Here is an 18,430-nt window from a genome sequence, read left to right on the forward strand (position 1 = left end):
GTTGTGCTGGACGAAATGGCAGGTGAGCAGGGTTACTGGCTCGCCTTTTTCATCAGTGCAACAGCGTTGTCGAGCATCCGGTTGGAGAAGCCCCATTCATTGTCGTACCAGGCCATGACTTTCGCGTGACGGCCCATGGCCCGTGTGTGATTGGCGTCGAAAATGCTGGACAGGGCGTTGTGGTTGAAGTCCACACTAACCAGTTTCTCTGCGTTGTAGCCAAGGACCGGGTTGTTTTCCGCTGCAGCTTTCACGACCTCGTTGATTTCTTCCACGGTGGTGTCGCGGCTGGCGATGAAGCCGAAATCCACCAGGGAAACGTTGATAGTAGGAACCCGCACGGCCAGTCCGTCAAGTTTTCCGGACAGTTCCGGGATCACCTTGCCAATGGCTGCGGCTGCACCGGTTTTTGTCGGGATCATGGACTGGGTGGCCGAGCGCGCGCGATACAGGTCAGAGTGGTAGACGTCGCTCAGTTTCTGGTCATTGGTGTACGAGTGGATCGTGGTCATCAGGCCACTCTCAATGCCAATTTTCCTGTGCAATGCTTCAACAACCGGTGCCAGGCAGTTGGTGGTGCAGGAGGCGTTGGAGATGATGTTGTGTTCGGCGGTCAGAACGTCGTCGTTGACCCCGTAGACAACCATCGCGTCGGCGTCAGAAGAGGGGGCTGAGATAATGACTTTGCGTGCGCCGGCTTTGAGGTGACCCTCTGCCTTGTCACGGGCGGTAAACAGGCCAGTGCACTCGAAGACCACATCCACATGGTAGTCTTTCCACGGCAGTTCTTCGGGGTTACGGATGGCGGTGATGGCGATGCGGTCACCGTTGACGGAGAGTGATTCGGCATCGTGGTTCACAATGCCGTTGAAGCGACCGTGAACGCTGTCGTATTTGAGTAGGTGAGCGTTGGTTTCCGCGTCTCCCAGGTCGTTGATGGCAACCACCTGAAGCTCATTTCGGTAGTCGTTTTCATAAAGTGCGCGGAGAACATTGCGGCCAATGCGACCAAAGCCGTTAATTGCGATACGAATAGTCATGTTCTGGCTCCAGATTTGTTTGTTTATTGTTCGTTTCAGTTTCTGATGTAGTAAATATAACAACAAATAATGGAAAAATGAATGACTGGCGGGTGAAAGTAGCAAAAAAAGAAAGTAAACTTACGGGAATAAAAAAGTAATTAGATAACAAGTTTCAGGAGACCCACTATGCACCCGACCGTAGACGCGGTTACCAAGCGGATCATCGAGCGCAGTCGCGCTACCCGGCAGGATTATCTGGACAGGATGGGCGAGCTCAAAGCCCAGTCACCCCAGCGCAGCACGCTGTCCTGCGGCAACCTGGCTCATGGCTTTGCCGCCTGTAACCAGTCCGATAAAGACACCCTCAAATTCATGAACAAGGCCAATGTGGCCATTGTCTCCGCCTACAACGACATGTTGTCGGCCCACCAGCCTTATCAGGACTTTCCGGACGTGATTCGCAAGGCGGCCAACGGAATGGGCTCGGTGGCGCAGTTTGCCGGTGGCACCCCGGCCATGTGTGACGGTGTGACCCAGGGCCAGCCGGGCATGGAGCTGAGCCTTTTTTCACGCGACACCATCGCCATGAGTACGTCGGTCGCCCTGAGTCATAATATGTTCGATGCCACCATGTTGCTCGGCATCTGCGACAAAATCGTTCCTGGTTTGCTGATCGGGTCGCTGAGCTTCGGCTACCTGCCGACCATTCTGGTGCCGGCTGGTCCCATGCCGTCTGGGCTGCCCAATAAAGAGAAGCAGCGCATTCGCCAGCTCTACGCCGAGGGCAAGATCGGTAAAGACGAGCTGCTGGAGGCGGAATCCCAGTCCTACCACAGCCCCGGTACCTGCACGTTCTATGGTACCGCCAACAGTAATCAGCTTCTGGTGGAGGTAATGGGGCTGCATCTGCCAGGGTCGGCCTTCGTGAACCCGGGTACGCCACTACGTGAAGCCTTGACCCGTGAGGCAACCGAACAGGTTATCCGGCTGTCCAAGCCCCACGGAGGCGCGTTGGGTCTGGGCGACATGGTGGACGAAAAGAGTATCGTGAATGCGCTGGTGGCGCTGCTGGTGACCGGTGGCTCCACCAATCACACCATTCACTGGATCGCCATCGCCCGAGCCGCCGGCATCATTGTCGACTGGAACGACTACTCCGAGTTGTCATCGGCGGTACCTTCGATGACGCGTATTTATCCCAACGGCCAGGAAGACGTGAACGCCTTCCACGAAGCGGGGGGAACGCCGTTCCTGATCCGTGAGTTGCTGAGTGCCGGTCTGCTTCATAATGACGTTGAGACGGTTGTGGGGCATGGGCTGGAACAGTACGCACGAATGCCGGAACTGGAGAATGACAAGCTGGTGTGGAAGCCGGCGCCTGAGAAAAGTGCCAAGCCGGATGTGCTGAGTACGGCGGCGGAGCCCTTTGCGCCGGACGGCGGATTGCGGGTTCTGGATGGCAATCTTGGCCGTGGCGTGATCAAGGTGTCGGCCGTGGCGGAGGAGCACCGCGTAGTGAAGGCACCGGCTGTTGTGTTCAATGACCAGAACGAACTCAAGGCGGCCTTCGATGCGGGTGACCTCAACCGCGATTGCGTTGTGGTGGTCCGGTTCCAGGGCCCGAAAGCCAACGGTATGCCTGAATTGCACAAGCTGACGCCGTACCTTGGTGTGCTTCAGGATCGTGGCTATAAGGTTGCGCTGGTTACCGATGGTCGCATGTCCGGAGCGTCCGGTAAGGTGCCGGCAGCCATACACGTCTATCCGGAAGCGGCGAATGGTGGGGAGCTTTGCCGGGTGCGCAATGGCGACGTGATCAATCTGGACGCGGTTGCCGGAACACTGGAGATTGAGGTGTCGGCTGAGGAATTTGCCAGCCGCGAGGCAGAAAAAGCGGACCTGAGCAGTTATCATCACGGCCTGGGCCGGGAGCTGTTTGGCTGGATGCGCAAAGCCGCCAGCAACCCGGAAGAGGGCGCCAGCTTTTTCTGGAATCACGACGCATGACGAAAGACAACTACTCGCTGGTAGGAGACATCGGGGGTACCAACGCCAGGTTTGCTCTCGTTCGCTCCGGTGACGTTACCCCGGAGGCTGTTGAAGTCCTTGCCTGCGGGGACTACGACAATCTTGATGCTGCCATCGTTGATTACCTTGCCCGCTGCGGCGTAGGGGAGGTGCAGGATGTCTGTCTTGCGGTAGCATCGCCAGTCCAGGGCACCCAGGTGCGGATGACCAACAACCACTGGCGTTTCGACAGCGAGGAGGTTCGCAGGCGGTTTGGTTGGGGCGCGTTCAAGGTGATCAATGACTTTACTGCCATGGCCCTCGGGGTTCCCCATGTCAGTGCCGATAAGCTGGTCCACGTTTGCGGCGGCCCGGGCAATGCGGCGCGCCCCCGGCTGGTTATCGGTCCGGGTACCGGCCTGGGAGTGTCAGGGTTGGTTCCGTTGCAGCATGGCTGGGTGCCGCTGATGACTGAGGGTGGTCACGTGGACTTTGCCCCGACAGACGACACCGAGATGGCTATCCTGCGGATTCTGAAGGCCCGGTTCGGTCGCGTTTCCGTCGAACGTATCCTGTGTGGTCAGGGTTTGCTGAACCTTTACCAGGCCCACGCAGAGATACAGGGCGTGGCCGCCCCCCTGGATGCGCCGGAGAAAATAACCGCCGCCGCGTTGGATCAGTCTGATCTGCTTGCCCGCCAGACTTTGCGGCACTTCTGCGAGATTCTTGGGCGCGTTGCCGGCAATGGGGTTCTGACTCTCGGCGGCACTGGGGGTGTTTACCTGTGCGGAGGCATTCTCCCCAGGTTCATCGATTTCTTCCTGGAAAGCCCGTTCCAGAAAGGTTTCGAAGACAAGGGGCGGATGCGTCCCCTGCTGGAATCAACGCCGGTTTACGTGGTGATGGATGGGTACACCGGTTTATTGGGGGCTGCCGAAGCGCTGGCCAACCCGGAAGTGTAGTCCGGCGCTCATTCACAGGTAGTGAATGAGCGTATCCCTCTCAAAGCGGTATTGGCGGTTATACACGCCCTTGTCTGAGCGTTTCCCCGCCGCCAGCACCATGGTCACCAGGCCCTTTCGCGGTAGCTTCAACAGCCGTCTTACCCGGCATTCGTCAAAGCCTTCCATGGGGCATGAATCGTAACCGTGGGCCCTCAGCGCCAGCATCAGGTTTTCAGCCGCAAGTGCGGTGGATTTTGTGGCCCAGACTTTCATCTCACTCTTTGAATAGGGGCCTCTGGGAACAGGGCGGGAAAGGCCTACAAACAATCCGGCGGCTTTCTTGGCGGCACCGAGCAGGCCGAAAGGCCCCTGGTTGTAGTGGATGGGTGCGATTCTGGAATAGTACTTCTCGACGATGCCCGGCAGCTTTTCCTCCGGCCATTGTTCCAGCGCCATACGGGAGTGCTCTCGCCAGGTGTCAGTACGGGCGACTACGACAATCAGTAGGGGAGCGGTTTTGGCGGCGTTCTGCCCAAGGCAGGCGTCGGCCAGACGCGTTTTGAGGTCTGGGGTCCTGACCACGAAAAATTCCCAGGGCTGAAGATTGCTGGAATTTGGCGCCAGCATGGCCAGCTCAAGGCAATCATCCAGCACGTGTTCCGGCACTGGCTCGTCGGTAAATCGGCGTACTGAACGCCGGCTGCGAACAACCTCGCGAAACGCATTCAGGGTGGCGTTGGAGTCAACATCTGACTTGGCATTCATGGGCGGAGCAGTCCTTGTGCCGTTCTCGGAATCGTCGATTTGTGGCTAACGGGTTGAGGCTTTATGGTTACGTTAAGTGGCTGTGTATGCAATGGCCTATTCTTCTGGAGTGGTTGGCACAAATGACCAGTCTTTATTCCCGGATGCCGTTTGGTGAATTGGTGGAGAACGTTCGCCAGTGCCGGATCTGTGAAGCTCAGTTGCCCCTCGGGCCCCGGCCGGTGATCCAGATCTCGCAGTCAGCGCGTTTGCTGGTGGTGGGGCAGGCGCCCGGGCGCCGTGTTCACGATACCGGATTGCCGTTCAACGACCCCAGCGGCGACCGGCTGCGCAACTGGATGGGCATTGACCGGGACACTTTCTACGACGAACAGCAACTGGCGATCTTGCCCATGGGGTTCTGTTATCCCGGCACAGGAAAGAACGGTGACCTGCCACCACGGCCGGAGTGTGCGCCTGCCTGGCGGGGCCTGCTACTGGAACGCCTGGAGCATGTGGAGCTGACGTTGGTGATTGGACAGTACGCTCATGCCTGGCACTTGCCAGGGGCGAAAACGTCGGTGACTGAGCGGGTGAGGCAATGGCGGGAGGTGTGGCCGACCATGTTGCCGTTGCCACACCCCAGCCCGAGAAACAACCTTTGGCTACGGCGCAATCCCTGGTTCGAGCAGGAGGTTATTCCCGAGCTGCGCCGCCGGGTAAAGGATATTCTGGACGACTGAGCTCCCAGGTGTCTGTTGTACACCTATCGGGCTTCTTCCCAGCGCGCAAGAAGATCTTCGTAGCGAATGGTTTTCCCCGGTGGCTTTTCGTTCTTCAACTTCGGCTTCGGAGCTCCTGGTTGTGCGAGCCACCAGTCGCGACCTTTTGCATCGTCGTCTGATGCAATACGGGGTGGGCAGTTCTTGACCGTGTAGTTCCGTTCCATCACCGCCATCGCCCTGTCCTGACTTTCGGCCAGTTTATCCATGGCCTGCTGTGCTGTGCGTTCTCCCGACATTGCATCGGCGATGTTCGGCCACCAGAGTTTGGCCAGTTTGGGATAGTCGGCGATATTAACACCAGTCGGTGTCCAGGCTTCACGGGCGGGGCTGCGGTAGAACTCCACCAGCCCGCCCAGTTCCGCGCTTCTGGCCTGCATTTCCGGGGAGTCCAGGTCCGATTCGCGAATTGGCGTCAGGCCCACGAGCGTTTTTTGAAGTGATACCGATTTTGAGACGGTGAACTGGGCGTAGAGCCAGGCCGCTTTCTGGCTGCGATCACTCATCACTCTGGGAATGGTCCAGGCGCCTACGTCCTGATAGCCGAGTTTCATGCCTTCCGACCAATAGGCGCCGTAAGGGGAGGGTGCCATTCGCCATTTCGGCGTACCGTCGTCATTGACCACGGGGAGCCCGGGTTTGGTCATGTCGGACGTGAAGGCGGTATACCAGAAAATCTGCTGGGCAATCTGGCCCTGAGCGGGAACGGGACCGGCCTCGGAAAAGTTCATCTCTGGCGCTTCCGGTGGCGCGTAGCTTCTGAGCCAATCTATGTACTTCTGCAAGGCATAAACAGCGGCCGGCCCGTTGGTGGCGCCGCCTCTCTTGACGGAGGAGCCAACAGGATGACATTCCTCCATCCGGATTCCCCATTCATCCACTGGCAGGCCATTGGGTAGCCCGGGGTCGCCAGCGCCCGCCATGGATAGCCAGGCATCGGTGAAGCGCCATCCAAGTGACGGATCTCGTTTGCCATAGTCCATATGGCCGTACACGCGCTCGCCGTCGATCTCCTTCACATGGACGGTGAAGAACTCGGCAATATCCTCATAGGCGGACCAGTTCAATGGCACGCCAAGCTCATAGCCATAGCGCTCCAGGAACTTTGCGCGTAACTCGGGGCGCTGGAACCAGTCGTAACGGAACCAGTAGAGGTTGGCGAATTGCTGGTCCGGCAACTGGTAGATTTTTCCATCCGGGCCCGTCACGAAGCTCAGGCCAATAAAATCCTTCAGGTCCAGCGTGGGCAACGTGTACTCGCGCCCCTTGCCTTCCATGTAGTCACTCAGTGCCAGTGCCCAACCGGTGCGCGCGTGGGTGCCAATCAGGTCTGAGTCGTTGACGAAGGCGTCATACCGACCCTTGGCAGCCATGATCCTTTGTAGGTTGACCTGCCGGATGACCTCGCCTTCCGGTTTCAGGTCGTGAGTCACCTTTATGCCGGTAATGTCGGAAAACGCTTTCGCGAGTACTTCGGATTCGTAACGGTGCGTTGCCAGGTTCTCTGACAGAACCGAAATCTCAAGGCCTTCCAGCGGCTTGGCGGTGTGTGCAAACCAGGCAAGCTCTTCTGCCTGTTGCTCCGTAGATAGCGTGGACGCCTGAAAATTTTCTGAAATCCACTGATTGATGACCTGCTTGCGTGCTTCCGGCAACGCACTAAACGTATCTGAACCGTGACCGGCTGCGCTGAAGCACAGCAGACAGGTGGTCGCAGCGACAATTGGCCATTTCCTCATGGAACACCTTTCTTGTTGTTAGTCACACGTGTTTTGTTGGTTTTACTACATTATTGAGAGTAATGTTCGTTTTGTGGTTCGTCAACGAAAATTTATCGACATTTCTGTATTTGTAATTAAGTCAACAAAAACAACAATATATTGATTGTTTCGTTGTTTTTTGCGCCATGCAAGGGCGCAGATTTCAGATAAAATATGTTCTAAAACTTTCCATTTTTTCTTTAGCGCGCTAGATTTGTTCTGTCTCGAAAACATAAAGCGGCCAAAAACCGCAATAAATGTTCGAGATGACAGTGTCTGTTAGCAAGAGGTAGCCCATCAAGTTATTGATATAAAGGTTATTTCAGGTTCCAACGAGAGGAAGTGCTGATAGGCCAGAAAATCTCAAACAATAATAGGAAGCTATCATGATCGAAAACAAAAACTGCGCGAATGTTAAGTCTTTCAAATTGTCTGCGCTGGCGGCCGGGGTTGCGATGGTTGCCGGAGCGTTTGCTGCGCCGGCATATGCTGATACCACGTTCGAATCCGACAGCGGTTGGAAAGCGGGATTCAACGGTCACATTCCAATCTTCGCGGTACTTGGCAACTACGACGATCCAACGGACGAAGACTCGTTTACCATCACCACAGGCTTTAACCCGGCTACGCTGCAAACCAACATCTACGCTCCCACTCAGAATGGCCTGGAAGTATCGGGTCACTTCCAGATGAACGCAGACATAGCGCCTGGTGATGCTAATGCGAATTTCCGCAGCCGCGTGTCCGAGATCGCGGTTGCCGGTGATTTCGGTCAGGTCAACATTGGTAAGGGCTTCGGGATCTTTGGTGTTCCAGCTATCGGGGACAACGGCAGTGCCCTGGGTGTCGGCCTGATCGGCGGCCCGGATCAGGTGGCTGCAACGGCGGGACGTATTGGTAATGGTTACTTCTACGCCAACTTCACGCCGCGTGTGATGTATACCTCGAATAGCCTGGGTGGTCTGCAATTCAAGGTGGGTGTATTCAGCCCCTCCAAGGTGGATGGCGTAGCTGATGCGGAATACAGCGCTCCCCGAATTGAGGGCAACGTGGTCTACACCGCGGATATGTTCTCGTTGTGGTCAAGTGCCTTTACTCAGGATGTAGACTCGAAGACCGGCACCTTTGACGACTACACCATGTCTGGTGTCGATTTTGGTGGTTCGGTGTCGCTCGGCAACCTGAATGTTCGTGGTAACTATTCCATGACGTCCGGTACCGGGAACGGCGTATTTGCCGCTCGCCTGGATCCGAACGAGGAAGACGCCAGTCAGTGGTACGTTGAGACGACATACGGCTTCAACCGCACCACATTGGGTGTCAGCTACGGCGAGGGTGAAGACGACATCAACTCGAGCGCGAACGATACGGATCTGACCATGGTGTTTGCGCGTTACGCCGCTACGGACGCCCTGACCCTGATGGCCGAGTACACGACGCTGGGCACAGAGGGTGGTCAGGGTGAATACGATGCGTTCATTGTTGGCTCACAGCTGACGTTCTGATAGAAGCGGAAGAGCCTTATACACCCTACTGACTGGACGAAGGATGGGGCAGGAAAAGCCGGGTGCCGTAAGGCATCCGGCTTTTTCGTATCCAGGGATACCGGGGAGTGCTTGCCAGTAAAGGGGCACAAAAAAGCTCCGGGCGGGGGAGGCCGGCCGGAGCGAAATGCCTGAGAGAGTGATTCAGGCGCTGTGGTGGAGAGCAACGGTTTGCGGTTGCGGGGTTGCCTGGGAGGACAGATATCTGTCCAGCTCCCGAACATCGTCTTCAGTGGCATAGAGCCCCTGTTTGGTGCGGCGCCAGAGAATGTCCTCCGACGTCATCGCCCATTCATGCTTGATAAGATACTCGACTTCGCGCTCGTAGAGTGTGCCGGCAAACCGAAATCCCAGATCCTGGATGGATTTTGCGTCGCCCAGAAAGTCGTATGCCTTGGTGCCGTAAGTACGCACGTAACGGCTGTATACCGCTTCGGGAAGCCACGGGTATTCTGCGGACAGGCTTGCCTCGAGAGTGTCGTGATTCTCGAAATCACCACCGGGCAGGATGCCTGTTTTCGTCCACGGACCGCGGGCGTGTGGGAAAAACTGGCAGAGTTTGTCCGTCGCAGCTTCCGCAAGTTTGCGGTAGGTAGTGATCTTGCCACCAAAGACGGAGATGACCGGTGCCTTGCCTTTTTCCCGGCTCACTTCAAATGAATAGTCTCGGGAAGCCTTTTTGGCATCTCCTTCTTCGTCGTCCATTAATGGGCGAACGCCGGAATAGGACCACACCACATCGCTTTCCGTTAGTTGGCGTTTAAAGTGCGAGTTGACGATATCCAGCAGATATTCGGTTTCTTCCGGTGATATTTTCGCTTTTTTCGGGTCGCCTTCGTAATCCACGTCGGTGGTGCCTACCAGGGAGAACTCGTCCTCGTAGGGGATGACGAACACAATGCGTTCGTCTTCGTTCTGGAGAATGTAGGCCTCGGTTTCCCGATTGAGGCGAGGCACCACAATATGACTGCCCTTGACCATGCGAATGGTTTTTGGCGCTTTCATGGACAGGCTTTCGCTGAACAGCCGGCTTACCCAGGGGCCCGACGCATTGACAATCACCTTGGCGGAGACGTGGTGGATACTGTCGTCATTCATATCCTGAAGCGATACGTTCCATGAATCCGCGCCGCGCTCGGCATTGATGCACTTGGTTCTGGTCAGGATGGTGGCACCGCACTCCTGGGCTTTCTTGGCGGTTAGTACCACCAGGCGAGCATCATCCACCCAGCCGTCTGAATACTCAAAACCTTTGGTGATGTCCGACTTGAGCGGATCCTTCTCATCGAACTTTATGGAGCGCGACCCAGGAAGGACCTCTCGCTTGGCCAGATGGTCATAAAGGAACAGTCCGGTCCGGATCATCCAGGCGGGGCGAAGGTGAGGGCGGTGTGGCAACCGAAAGCGCATTGGCCACATGATGTGTGGCGAATTTCGCAGCAGCGACTCCCGTTCTGCCAGGGCTTCACGTACCAGGCGGAACTCGTAGTGCTCAAGGTATCGGAGACCTCCATGAATCAGCTTGCTGCTGCTGGACGAGGTGGCTGAGGCGAGGTCGTTCATTTCGCAAAGCAACACCTTCAGGCCGCGGCCTGCGGCGTCCATGGCGATACCTGTGCCGTTGACGCCACCGCCCACAACGACAACGTCAAATGTATTGTTCTCCTCGGTCATCTCGAGTCATCTCCTGACGCCAATGAAAGGACGCTTCCGGCGCTCTTTCCGATTTTCACAGAAACGTATACTCACATTATGCGAAAGCAAAATATATTCGTAAAGGAAAATACAGAAAAAAAACGAAAAAAGATGGGCGAAGGCTTTGGGAGTCACGCTGCCAGGCTATGACTGGGTGATGGTTACGGCGATGGAGGGGTCAGACCAGGTGCAGTTCCACGTTGTTTTCACGCAGGAGCTGGCGGATTTCGACGGGAGGCGGTTCATCGGTAAACACATGATCTGCCTGAGCAATGCTGCCGAGGCGCACCATGGCGTTGCGGCCGAACTTGGAATGGTCCGCGGCCAGCAGTACCTGGCCGGAATTCTCGATGATGGACTGGGCAACCCGGACTTCCCGGTAATCGAAGTCCAGCAAAGAACCGTCACTGTGGATGCCGCTGATACCGATAATGCCGAAATCCATCTTGAACTGGTTGATGAAGTCCCGAGTGGCTTCACCCACGATGCCGCCGTCGCGGTTACGCACTTCGCCGCCGGCAATAATGATGTGGAAGTCTTCCTTGGCGGAAAGAATGGATGCGACGTGAAGGTTGTTGGTGACTACCTGGAGGTTGTTTTTCTCAAGCAGGGCCTTGGCAATGGTTTCCGTGGTGGTGCCGATGTTGATGAACATGGAGGAGTTGTCGGGGATCATGTCCACCAGCGCTTCAGCGATGCGCTCCTTGGCTTCCAGGTCCATGATTTTGCGAGCCTGGTAGGCAGTGTTCACCGTGCTGGAGTCGATGCCGGCGCCGCCGTGATGTCGGCGCAGTTTCTTCTGGCTGGCCAAGTCGTTCAAATCCCGGCGGATGGTTTGCGGCGTTACCTTGAACTGATCAACCAGTTGCTCGGTGGTCACGAAGCCGTTCTGCTGGATGAGCTCCATGATCAGGTCCTGTCGGCGTCGTTGTGCCATTCAACTTCCTCCGGTTCACGGTTTTTCTGTAACGAACGAAATAGCGATTTCAAACCTGAACTCAGTTTAGAGTGTTTTGTGCCTTTGTGCAGCATTTTTAGGGGCTTGTGTGAGGCTTGCGAAGTGCGGGTAAGTTTTCGCCCGCAAAAAGGGTTGGCTTTTGTTTTCAAAAAAGTAAAAATACGAAAAAATAAGAACACTGGCCCGAGGCAAAACAACTATGACTCAGTACATTCTGTCGATCGACCAGGGGACAACCAGTTCCCGCGCCATCCTTTTCACCCTGGCTGGCAACATCCACGCGACGAGCCAGCAGGAGTTCCCTCAGCATTTTCCCGCGAGCGGCTGGGTCGAGCATGAGCCGGAAGACATCTGGCGTACTGTCCAGGAAACCTGCGATGACGTGATGGCCAAGGGGTGTGGTGACAACGATGAGGTTGTCGCAGTTGGCATAACGAACCAGCGTGAAACCACGGTGTTGTGGGACCGCGCAACGGGCGAGGCCATCTACCCGGCGATCGTCTGGCAGGACAGGCGAACCGCGGACTGGTGTGAATCGCTCAAGAAGCAAAGCCTTGAACCTTCAGTGAACAACAAGACAGGGCTGTTGATTGACCCCTATTTTTCGGCGACGAAAATTCGCTGGATACTGGACAACGTACCGGGCGCCCAGCAACGGGCGGAACGCGGAGAATTGGCGTTCGGCACGATCGACAGTTTTCTTCTTTGGCGACTGACCGGCGGCAGGGAGCACAGGACCGATGCGACCAATGCCAGTCGCACCCTGTTGTTCAACATTCACGATCAGGATTGGGACCCGGAGCTACTTGACCTGTTCGGCATTCCTGCCTCGTTGTTGCCGCAGGTGATGGATTCGGCAGCGGACTTCGGCCAGATCGTCGGTAACGGTCGGCTGGGTGGTACGTCCGTCATGGGTATGGCGGGGGACCAGCAGGCGGCCCTGTTCGGCCAGACGTGCTTTGAAACCGGAATGGCGAAAAGCACCTACGGTACCGGCTGTTTCCTGATGCTGAACACCGGCGACAAGGCTCTGACGTCAGAGCACCGCCTGCTCACAACGGTAGCCTATCGCCTCAACGGAAAGCCTGCCTACGCGCTGGAGGGGAGTATCTTTATCGCCGGTGCGGCTATCCAGTGGCTGCGAGACGGATTGCAGCTGATTCGGGACGCCTGTGAGACCGAACCCCTGGCGGAAGGCACACCGGTGGACCACGGGGTCTATCTGGTGCCAGCGTTTACGGGCCTGGGCGCACCGTACTGGGACCCCAACGCCCGTGGGGCGATTTTCGGGCTGACCCGTGATACCGGGATCAAGGAAATCGTGACTGCTGGCCTGCAATCGGTTTGCTATCAGACCAAGGATCTGCAGAAGGCGATGGAGAAGGATGGCATAAGGCCCATTACCCTGCGTGTGGACGGTGGCATGGTGGCCAACAACTGGGTACTGCAGTTCCTGGCGGATATCCTCGGGGCGCGGGTCGATCGGCCTGCATTGGTGGAGACCACCGCGCTGGGCGCGGCCTATCTGGCTGGCCTGCAGGCGGGTGTCTACAAAAGCCTGGAGGATCTGAGCAGTATGTGGCGATGCGACCGCAGTTTTGAGGCAACGATGACTAAAGCCCAGCGTGACAAGCTCTACGACGGCTGGCTTAAAGCCATTCGCAAGCTATGACTACCTTACACCCAGATCCCGAAGTCGCTTGTACAGGGTGTTGCGGCTGACAGCCAGTTCCCTGGCTGCACGGGACACGTTGCCCATGCACTGTCGGTAGACCACCAGTGTCTGATCCATGGTGTCATTCCGGGAGTTGTCATTCGCCTGGGGCGATTCTCTGTAGGGCGATGCATCGAATACCGGTTTGCGCTCGGGCCTGGTTTGACTCTCATAATCCGCCAGGAAATCCTCCGGCAGATGCCAGAGTTGCACGTCGTCGCCGTCGGCAATGGCCACGGCGACGCGGACGATGTTCACCAGCTGGCGAATATTGCCGGGCCAGGGGTGATTCTCAAGCGCCGCCATTACCTCATTGTTCAGAGTGTCCGATTGGCCGCTGTCACGATGCTCCAGATAGATTCTGCGGATCAGCTCGCGCCGGTCCATTCGATCCCTGAGTGCTGGAAGCTCAAGGCTGAGGCCATTGATGCGGTAGTAGAGGTCCGCTCTGAACTCACCATTGTCGATTCGATCTGCGAGCGGGCGGTTGGTCGCAGACACCAGCAGTAGGTCCACGGGAATGCGTTCCGTGGAGCCCACCGGTGTCACTTCCCGTTCCTGCAGCACGCGCAATAGCCGGGATTGGGCGGCCAGGGGCATTTCTCCGATTTCGTCCAGGAACAGAATGCCCTTGTCGGCCTTGCGTATCAGGCCCAGAGAACCCTGGGCGCGGGCGCCGGTGAATGCGCCGGCCTCGTAGCCAAACAGTTCGGATTCGACAAGCTCCGGTGGGATCGCCGCGCAGTTAACGGAGACCAGAGGCTGCGCGCATCGTTGGCTGGTTCCATGCAGGGCTTTGACCATCACTTCCTTGCCCACACCGGTTTCACCACAAATCAGTATCGGAACGCCTCTCTCCAGAACCTTCCTCGCCTGGTCGGCACAGCGTCGGACCAGTGGATCCCCATGTTCAATATCGTCCATGGAAACGCCAGCCATGCCTGGCTCCGTGGGCCTGGCACGGGGTATTGCGCGCGCGGGCTTTGTGGTGACGGTGTCGAGCGAGACCGGCCGCTTCAACAGTCCTGACAGCCGCACTCGTTTCGTGGTCGTGAGCTGTATGGGGGTGTTGTGGGAGTGATTCAGTACCAGGTTCCGGTTTTCAATGAACAGCGAGTTCAGGTTGCGCCCTGACAAAGGCTCGCCGAGTAGTTGATCTGCCCGCTGATTGGAGGCAACTATGCGGCCGTTGGGGTCAAACGCGATCAGTCCCGACCAGGGGCTGTCGATATTGTCCGCCGTGGTGTTGAGGGTGAGGATAAAATGATTGCCCCCCAACTGCCTGACGATCAGACGGTTTTCAACCGATTGCGAAAGAAGACGAACCATCCCCAGCGTATGCGCCTGCGGTAGGTAGGCATCACTGAAGGCACTGAGAACCCCCACCAGGGTTCTGTCGGTATCGAATATCGGCGCCGCAGAACTGATGATGCTCCGGTTGAGTTTGAGAAAGTGTTCGTTTCGCTGGACCTGGACGGGCGAGCGGGTGGCGATGGACGTGCCGATGGCGTTGGTGCCAGCGTAGCGTTCGTGCCAGCTGGCGCCTGCGCTGAACCATGGCCGCAGATGGCTTTCGGTAATGCGTTTGTCGCCCCAGCCCTTCAGGACCTGGGCATGGGAGTCGGCCAGCAGGATCAGGCAGCGGCTGTTGGACATGATGTTGTTGTAGTAGGGAAGTACTTCCGTCTCTGTTGTGCTGAGTAACGCTTCGTAGTCTTTTTCCAGCGTTTCCCGGGCACGGTCGTCGAGGTTCGCGGGTTCGGGTTCGTAGTCATGGTGAAGCCCGTAACCAATACAGCGGTTCCAGGAATCCGCGATGATGGATCGGTATTCCGCCCTCTCTTGTTGCCTTTTCACGCGAATCCTCCGCGTTCCTGAAGTTCGTTTTGTTTTTTCGCACCCCGCCAGGGTGGCCCGAGGCCGCGAATCTGTTCGCTACGATGTTCAATAATGTGCTCATTGGTTGTTCAGGTCAATGTTCAAACTGAACAAAAAGTTTGATAGCGAACATTTTTGTTTTCAATAAAGAAATTCTCCAGAAATTTAATGGCAATAAAAACAATGGTCTACGTATTTGCTCGTGGTTTTCACCTACATTGGTATGCTCATTGCCTTTATGTATTCGAAATCGAATTTTCGCCGGTCGCCTGCGGTGACGGCGGATAACGTGCCACAAGAACAACAAAGGAAAGCCTATGTCCTTAACGCTGGAGAACCTCTCCCGTGTCGTGGATGGAGTCGATTACATCCGCGACGCGAACATCACGTTTGAGGCAGGTTCGTTCAACGTTCTGCTCGGGCGTACATTGGCCGGTAAAACCTCGTTGATGCGGCTGATGGCCGGGCTGGACAAGCCCGATGACGGCCGCCTCATCTACAACGGCAACGATGTCACCGGGCAAAGCGTTCAACAACGCAATGTCTCAATGATCTATCAGCAGTTCATCAACTATCCCAACCTCACGGTGTACGAAAACATCGCCTCGCCCCTGCGTCTGGCCAAGATGAAGGAGAGTGAGATTGACCGACGGGTCAAGGAAACCGCGAACATGCTGCAGATTGACCCCTTGCTGAAGCGGTATCCGCTGGAGCTTTCCGGGGGGCAACAGCAGCGCACGGCGATGGCCAGGGCCCTGGTCAAGGACGCGACCCTGATCCTGTTTGACGAACCGCTGGTGAACCTCGACTACAAACTGCGGGAAGAGTTGCGCGCTGAGTTGCGAGAACTGTTCCGCGAACGCCAATGCATTGCCGTATACGCCACCACCGAAGCCAACGAGGCGCTGGCGTTGGGAGGTGTCACCACGCTCCTGAACGAGGGACGGATCGTTCAGAGCGGCCCGGTGATGGACGTTTACCGTAACCCAGTGAACACCCTGGCGGCACAACTGTTCAGTGAGCCGCCCATGAATATGATCAAGGGCCGGGTCACCGACACGGAAGTGACCTTCGACGAATACTCCCATCATGCGTTGACTCAGGAACTCGCACGGCTCGAACCCGGCGATTACTGGTTTGGTATCCGCCCGAGTCACATCGGACTGGTCCCCAACAATGAGGATGATCTCGAGATGTCGATGGAGGTTGAGCTCAGTGAAATCAGTGGCTCCGAAACCTTCATGCACGTGCGCAATCGGTACTTCGAGATGGTGATGCAGTTGATGGGCGTACACCAGTACCACACGGGTTCGCCCATCAAGATCTACCTGCCCATCAACAAACTGTTCGTATTCGATAAAGACGAAAGCCTGGTGCACACACCTGCACAGGTCGTCACAGGAGGGTCGGTCTGATGGCTGAAATTCATTTGAAGTCCTTGGCTCACAGTTACAGCGACACTCCGGCCGGGCCCGATGATTACGCGATCCGTCAACTGGACCATGTCTGGGAGAAGGGTGGGGCGTATGCATTGCTCGGTCCGTCCGGCTGCGGCAAGAGTACGATGCTGAACATCATTTCGGGTTTGCTCCAGCCCTCCGAGGGCGACGTACTGTTCGATGGCAAACGGGTGAACGAGCTGTCCCCGAGGGACCGGAACATTGCCCAGGTTTTCCAGTTCCCCGTGATCTATGACTCGATGACCGTGTACCAGAACCTGGCATTTCCGCTCAAGAACACCGGCGTGCCGTCGTCCCAGATCAAGGCCAAGGTGCATGAGATCGCGGAGATCCTGGAGATTGAGAGCGAGCTGCAGAAAAAGGCCAAGAACCTGTCCGCGGACCAGAAGCAGAAGGTTTCCATGGGTAGAGGCCTGGTTCGGGGCGATGTGTCCGCCATCCTGTTCGATGAACCGCTGACGGTTATCGATCCCCAGCTCAAGTGGAAGCTGCGCCGCAAGCTCAAGCAGATTCACGAACAGTTCGATATCACCATGGTGTACGTCACCCACGACCAGCTCGAGGCGTCCACTTTCGCCGACAAAATCGCGGTGATGTACGGCGGTCAGATTGTTCAGTTTGGCACCCCAACGGAGCTCTTCGAACAGCCCAACCACACATTTGTGGGGTATTTCATCGGTAGCCCCGGCATGAATCTGATTGAAGTTCAGCGTTGCCCACGTGGGGTCTGCTTCGGCAGCACGGTTGTCCCGCTGAGTGTTCAACACGTCGAGCTGTTACAGCGCCTGCAGTCCAACAATCTCAAGATCGGTATTCGCCCGGAGTTTATCCAGGCGTCCGATATGCCGGCGGACGATACGTTTGAAGCCGAGGTGTTGGATGTCGAGGACCTCGGCACTTACAAGGTCATGACAGTCAAGCTGGATTTCGAAACGTTGAAGGTTCGGCTGACGGAAGACCAGCACTTTGCAGTTGGCGGCCAGGTTCAGCTCAGCTTTCCGGAAAAGTGGCTGAAGCTTTACGTGGACGAGTTTCTGGTAGAGGAGAAGGACCAATGAATAAGGTTCCCAATAATCGTGCCTGGTGGCTCGTACTGCCAGTTTTCATACTTGTAGCGTTTTCAGCCCTGATACCGCTGATGACCGTTGTGAATTATTCGGTCCAGGATATCTTTGGCCCGGGTAACGCCTATTACGTTGGTACCGAGTGGTTTCGCGAAGTGCTTGCTGACGAGCGGCTGAGAGAATCCCTGCTCAGGCAGTTCCTGTTTTCCGGCGCTGTGCTGGCGATCCAGATCCCCCTCGGGATCGGGGTTGCGCTGATGATGCCAAAATCCGGTATCAAGGCCTCTCTGTGCCTGATCCTTCTGGCCATTCCGTTGCTGATTCCCTGGAACGTGGTCGGGACCATCTGGCAGATCTTCGGCCGTGGTGACATCGGCCTGTTTGGCTGGGGCCTGAATGCGCTGGGGCTGGATTACAACTATACCGGCGACACCGTGGATGCCTGGCTGACGGTGCTGCTGATGGACGTATGGCACTGGACACCCCTGGTGGCTCTTCTCTGCTACTCAGGCTTGCGTGCCATTCCCGAAGCCTTCTATCAGGCTGCCGAAATTGACCGTGCCTCCAAGTGGGCCGTGTTCCGCTATATCCAGTTACCGCGCCTGAAAAGTGTGCTGGTGATTGCGGTACTGCTGCGGTTCATGGACAGCTTCATGATCTACACCGAGCCCTTTGTTCTCACCGGTGGCGGGCCAGGCAGCTCAACAACCTTCCTGAGCCAGACACTCACCACCATGGCTATCGGCCAGTTTGATATCGGCCGGGCGGCGGCGTTCTCGCTGATCTACTTCCTGATCGTGCTGCTGGTGTCCTGGGTGTTCTTTACTGCCATAACTCACCTCGACAAAGAAAAATAAG

Annotated in this window: 14 protein-coding genes; 8 read left to right on the forward strand and 6 right to left on the reverse strand. The window is 56.7% G+C overall.

From position 1 onward, the window contains the following. Nucleotides 1–32: 32 nt before the first annotated feature. Complete coding sequence (gene gap, locus ACTRWH_RS06860) at nucleotides 33–1,040, reverse strand: type I glyceraldehyde-3-phosphate dehydrogenase (protein WP_036205115.1); 1,008 nt, start codon at nucleotides 1,038–1,040, stop codon at nucleotides 33–35. 168 nt (nucleotides 1,041–1,208) lie between these two features. On the opposite strand from gap, the gene edd reads away from it, so the two are divergent. After that, nucleotides 1,209–3,029, forward strand: a complete 1,821-nt coding sequence (gene edd / locus ACTRWH_RS06865; protein WP_085680130.1) for a phosphogluconate dehydratase — start codon at nucleotides 1,209–1,211, stop codon at nucleotides 3,027–3,029. Continuing rightward, entirely contained in the window at nucleotides 3,026–3,991 is a 966-nt protein-coding gene (locus ACTRWH_RS06870; protein ID WP_041335516.1) for a glucokinase, read from the forward strand. Before edd ends, ACTRWH_RS06870 begins: the two co-directional genes overlap by 4 nt. A gap of 12 nt (nucleotides 3,992–4,003) precedes the next feature. Here ACTRWH_RS06870 and ACTRWH_RS06875 read toward each other — a convergent pair whose 3' ends face one another. After that, nucleotides 4,004–4,738: a nitroreductase family protein gene (locus ACTRWH_RS06875; RefSeq protein ID WP_041335514.1), complete on the reverse strand. Its 735-nt coding sequence runs from the start codon at nucleotides 4,736–4,738 to the stop codon at nucleotides 4,004–4,006. Between the two features lie 86 nt (nucleotides 4,739–4,824). Between ACTRWH_RS06875 and ACTRWH_RS06880 the strand changes: the two genes are divergently transcribed. Next, nucleotides 4,825–5,460 carry a uracil-DNA glycosylase family protein gene (locus tag ACTRWH_RS06880; RefSeq protein ID WP_273065454.1) on the forward strand — a complete coding sequence of 212 codons (636 nt, stop codon included), beginning with the start codon at nucleotides 4,825–4,827 and terminating at the stop codon, nucleotides 5,458–5,460. A gap of 23 nt (nucleotides 5,461–5,483) precedes the next feature. Here ACTRWH_RS06880 and ACTRWH_RS06885 read toward each other — a convergent pair whose 3' ends face one another. After that, entirely contained in the window at nucleotides 5,484–7,238 is a 1,755-nt protein-coding gene (locus ACTRWH_RS06885; RefSeq protein ID WP_085680133.1) for an ABC transporter substrate-binding protein, read from the reverse strand. Nucleotides 7,239–7,645: 407 nt separating this feature from the next. On the opposite strand from ACTRWH_RS06885, the gene ACTRWH_RS06890 reads away from it, so the two are divergent. Further along, a complete protein-coding gene (locus tag ACTRWH_RS06890) occupies nucleotides 7,646–8,764 on the forward strand; it encodes a porin (RefSeq protein WP_085680135.1) in 1,119 nt (372 codons plus the stop codon). A gap of 183 nt (nucleotides 8,765–8,947) precedes the next feature. On the opposite strand, the gene glpD is transcribed toward ACTRWH_RS06890, so the two are convergent. Beyond that, a complete protein-coding gene (glpD, locus tag ACTRWH_RS06895) occupies nucleotides 8,948–10,477 on the reverse strand; it encodes a glycerol-3-phosphate dehydrogenase (RefSeq protein WP_462826160.1) in 1,530 nt (509 codons plus the stop codon). Between the two features lie 199 nt (nucleotides 10,478–10,676). Further along, a complete protein-coding gene (locus ACTRWH_RS06900) occupies nucleotides 10,677–11,435 on the reverse strand; it encodes a DeoR/GlpR family transcriptional regulator (protein ID WP_007155657.1) in 759 nt (252 codons plus the stop codon). A 220-nt stretch (nucleotides 11,436–11,655) separates the two neighbouring features. Here ACTRWH_RS06900 and glpK point away from each other — a divergent pair, with 220 nt between their 5' ends. Next, complete coding sequence (gene glpK, locus ACTRWH_RS06905; protein ID WP_462826161.1) at nucleotides 11,656–13,128, forward strand: glycerol kinase GlpK; 1,473 nt, start codon at nucleotides 11,656–11,658, stop codon at nucleotides 13,126–13,128. On the opposite strand, the gene ACTRWH_RS06910 is transcribed toward glpK, so the two are convergent. Continuing rightward, nucleotides 13,129–15,027 carry a sigma 54-interacting transcriptional regulator gene (locus tag ACTRWH_RS06910; protein ID WP_462826162.1) on the reverse strand — a complete coding sequence of 633 codons (1,899 nt, stop codon included), beginning with the start codon at nucleotides 15,025–15,027 and terminating at the stop codon, nucleotides 13,129–13,131. Between the two features lie 338 nt (nucleotides 15,028–15,365). Between ACTRWH_RS06910 and ACTRWH_RS06915 the strand changes: the two genes are divergently transcribed. The 3 genes from ACTRWH_RS06915 to ACTRWH_RS06925 are packed head-to-tail and all read left to right on the forward strand — an operon-like array spanning nucleotide 15,366 to nucleotide 18,429. After that, nucleotides 15,366–16,463, forward strand: a complete 1,098-nt coding sequence (locus ACTRWH_RS06915; protein WP_041335502.1) for an ABC transporter ATP-binding protein — start codon at nucleotides 15,366–15,368, stop codon at nucleotides 16,461–16,463. Further along, nucleotides 16,463–17,566, forward strand: a complete 1,104-nt coding sequence (locus ACTRWH_RS06920; protein ID WP_041335501.1) for an ABC transporter ATP-binding protein — start codon at nucleotides 16,463–16,465, stop codon at nucleotides 17,564–17,566. Before ACTRWH_RS06915 ends, ACTRWH_RS06920 begins: the two co-directional genes overlap by 1 nt. Then, nucleotides 17,563–18,429 carry a carbohydrate ABC transporter permease gene (locus ACTRWH_RS06925; protein WP_036205138.1) on the forward strand — a complete coding sequence of 289 codons (867 nt, stop codon included), beginning with the start codon at nucleotides 17,563–17,565 and terminating at the stop codon, nucleotides 18,427–18,429. Before ACTRWH_RS06920 ends, ACTRWH_RS06925 begins: the two co-directional genes overlap by 4 nt. Nucleotide 18,430 lies beyond the last annotated feature (1 nt).

It is taken from the genome of Marinobacter sp. G5_S1_61_S3, from assembly GCF_054968585.1.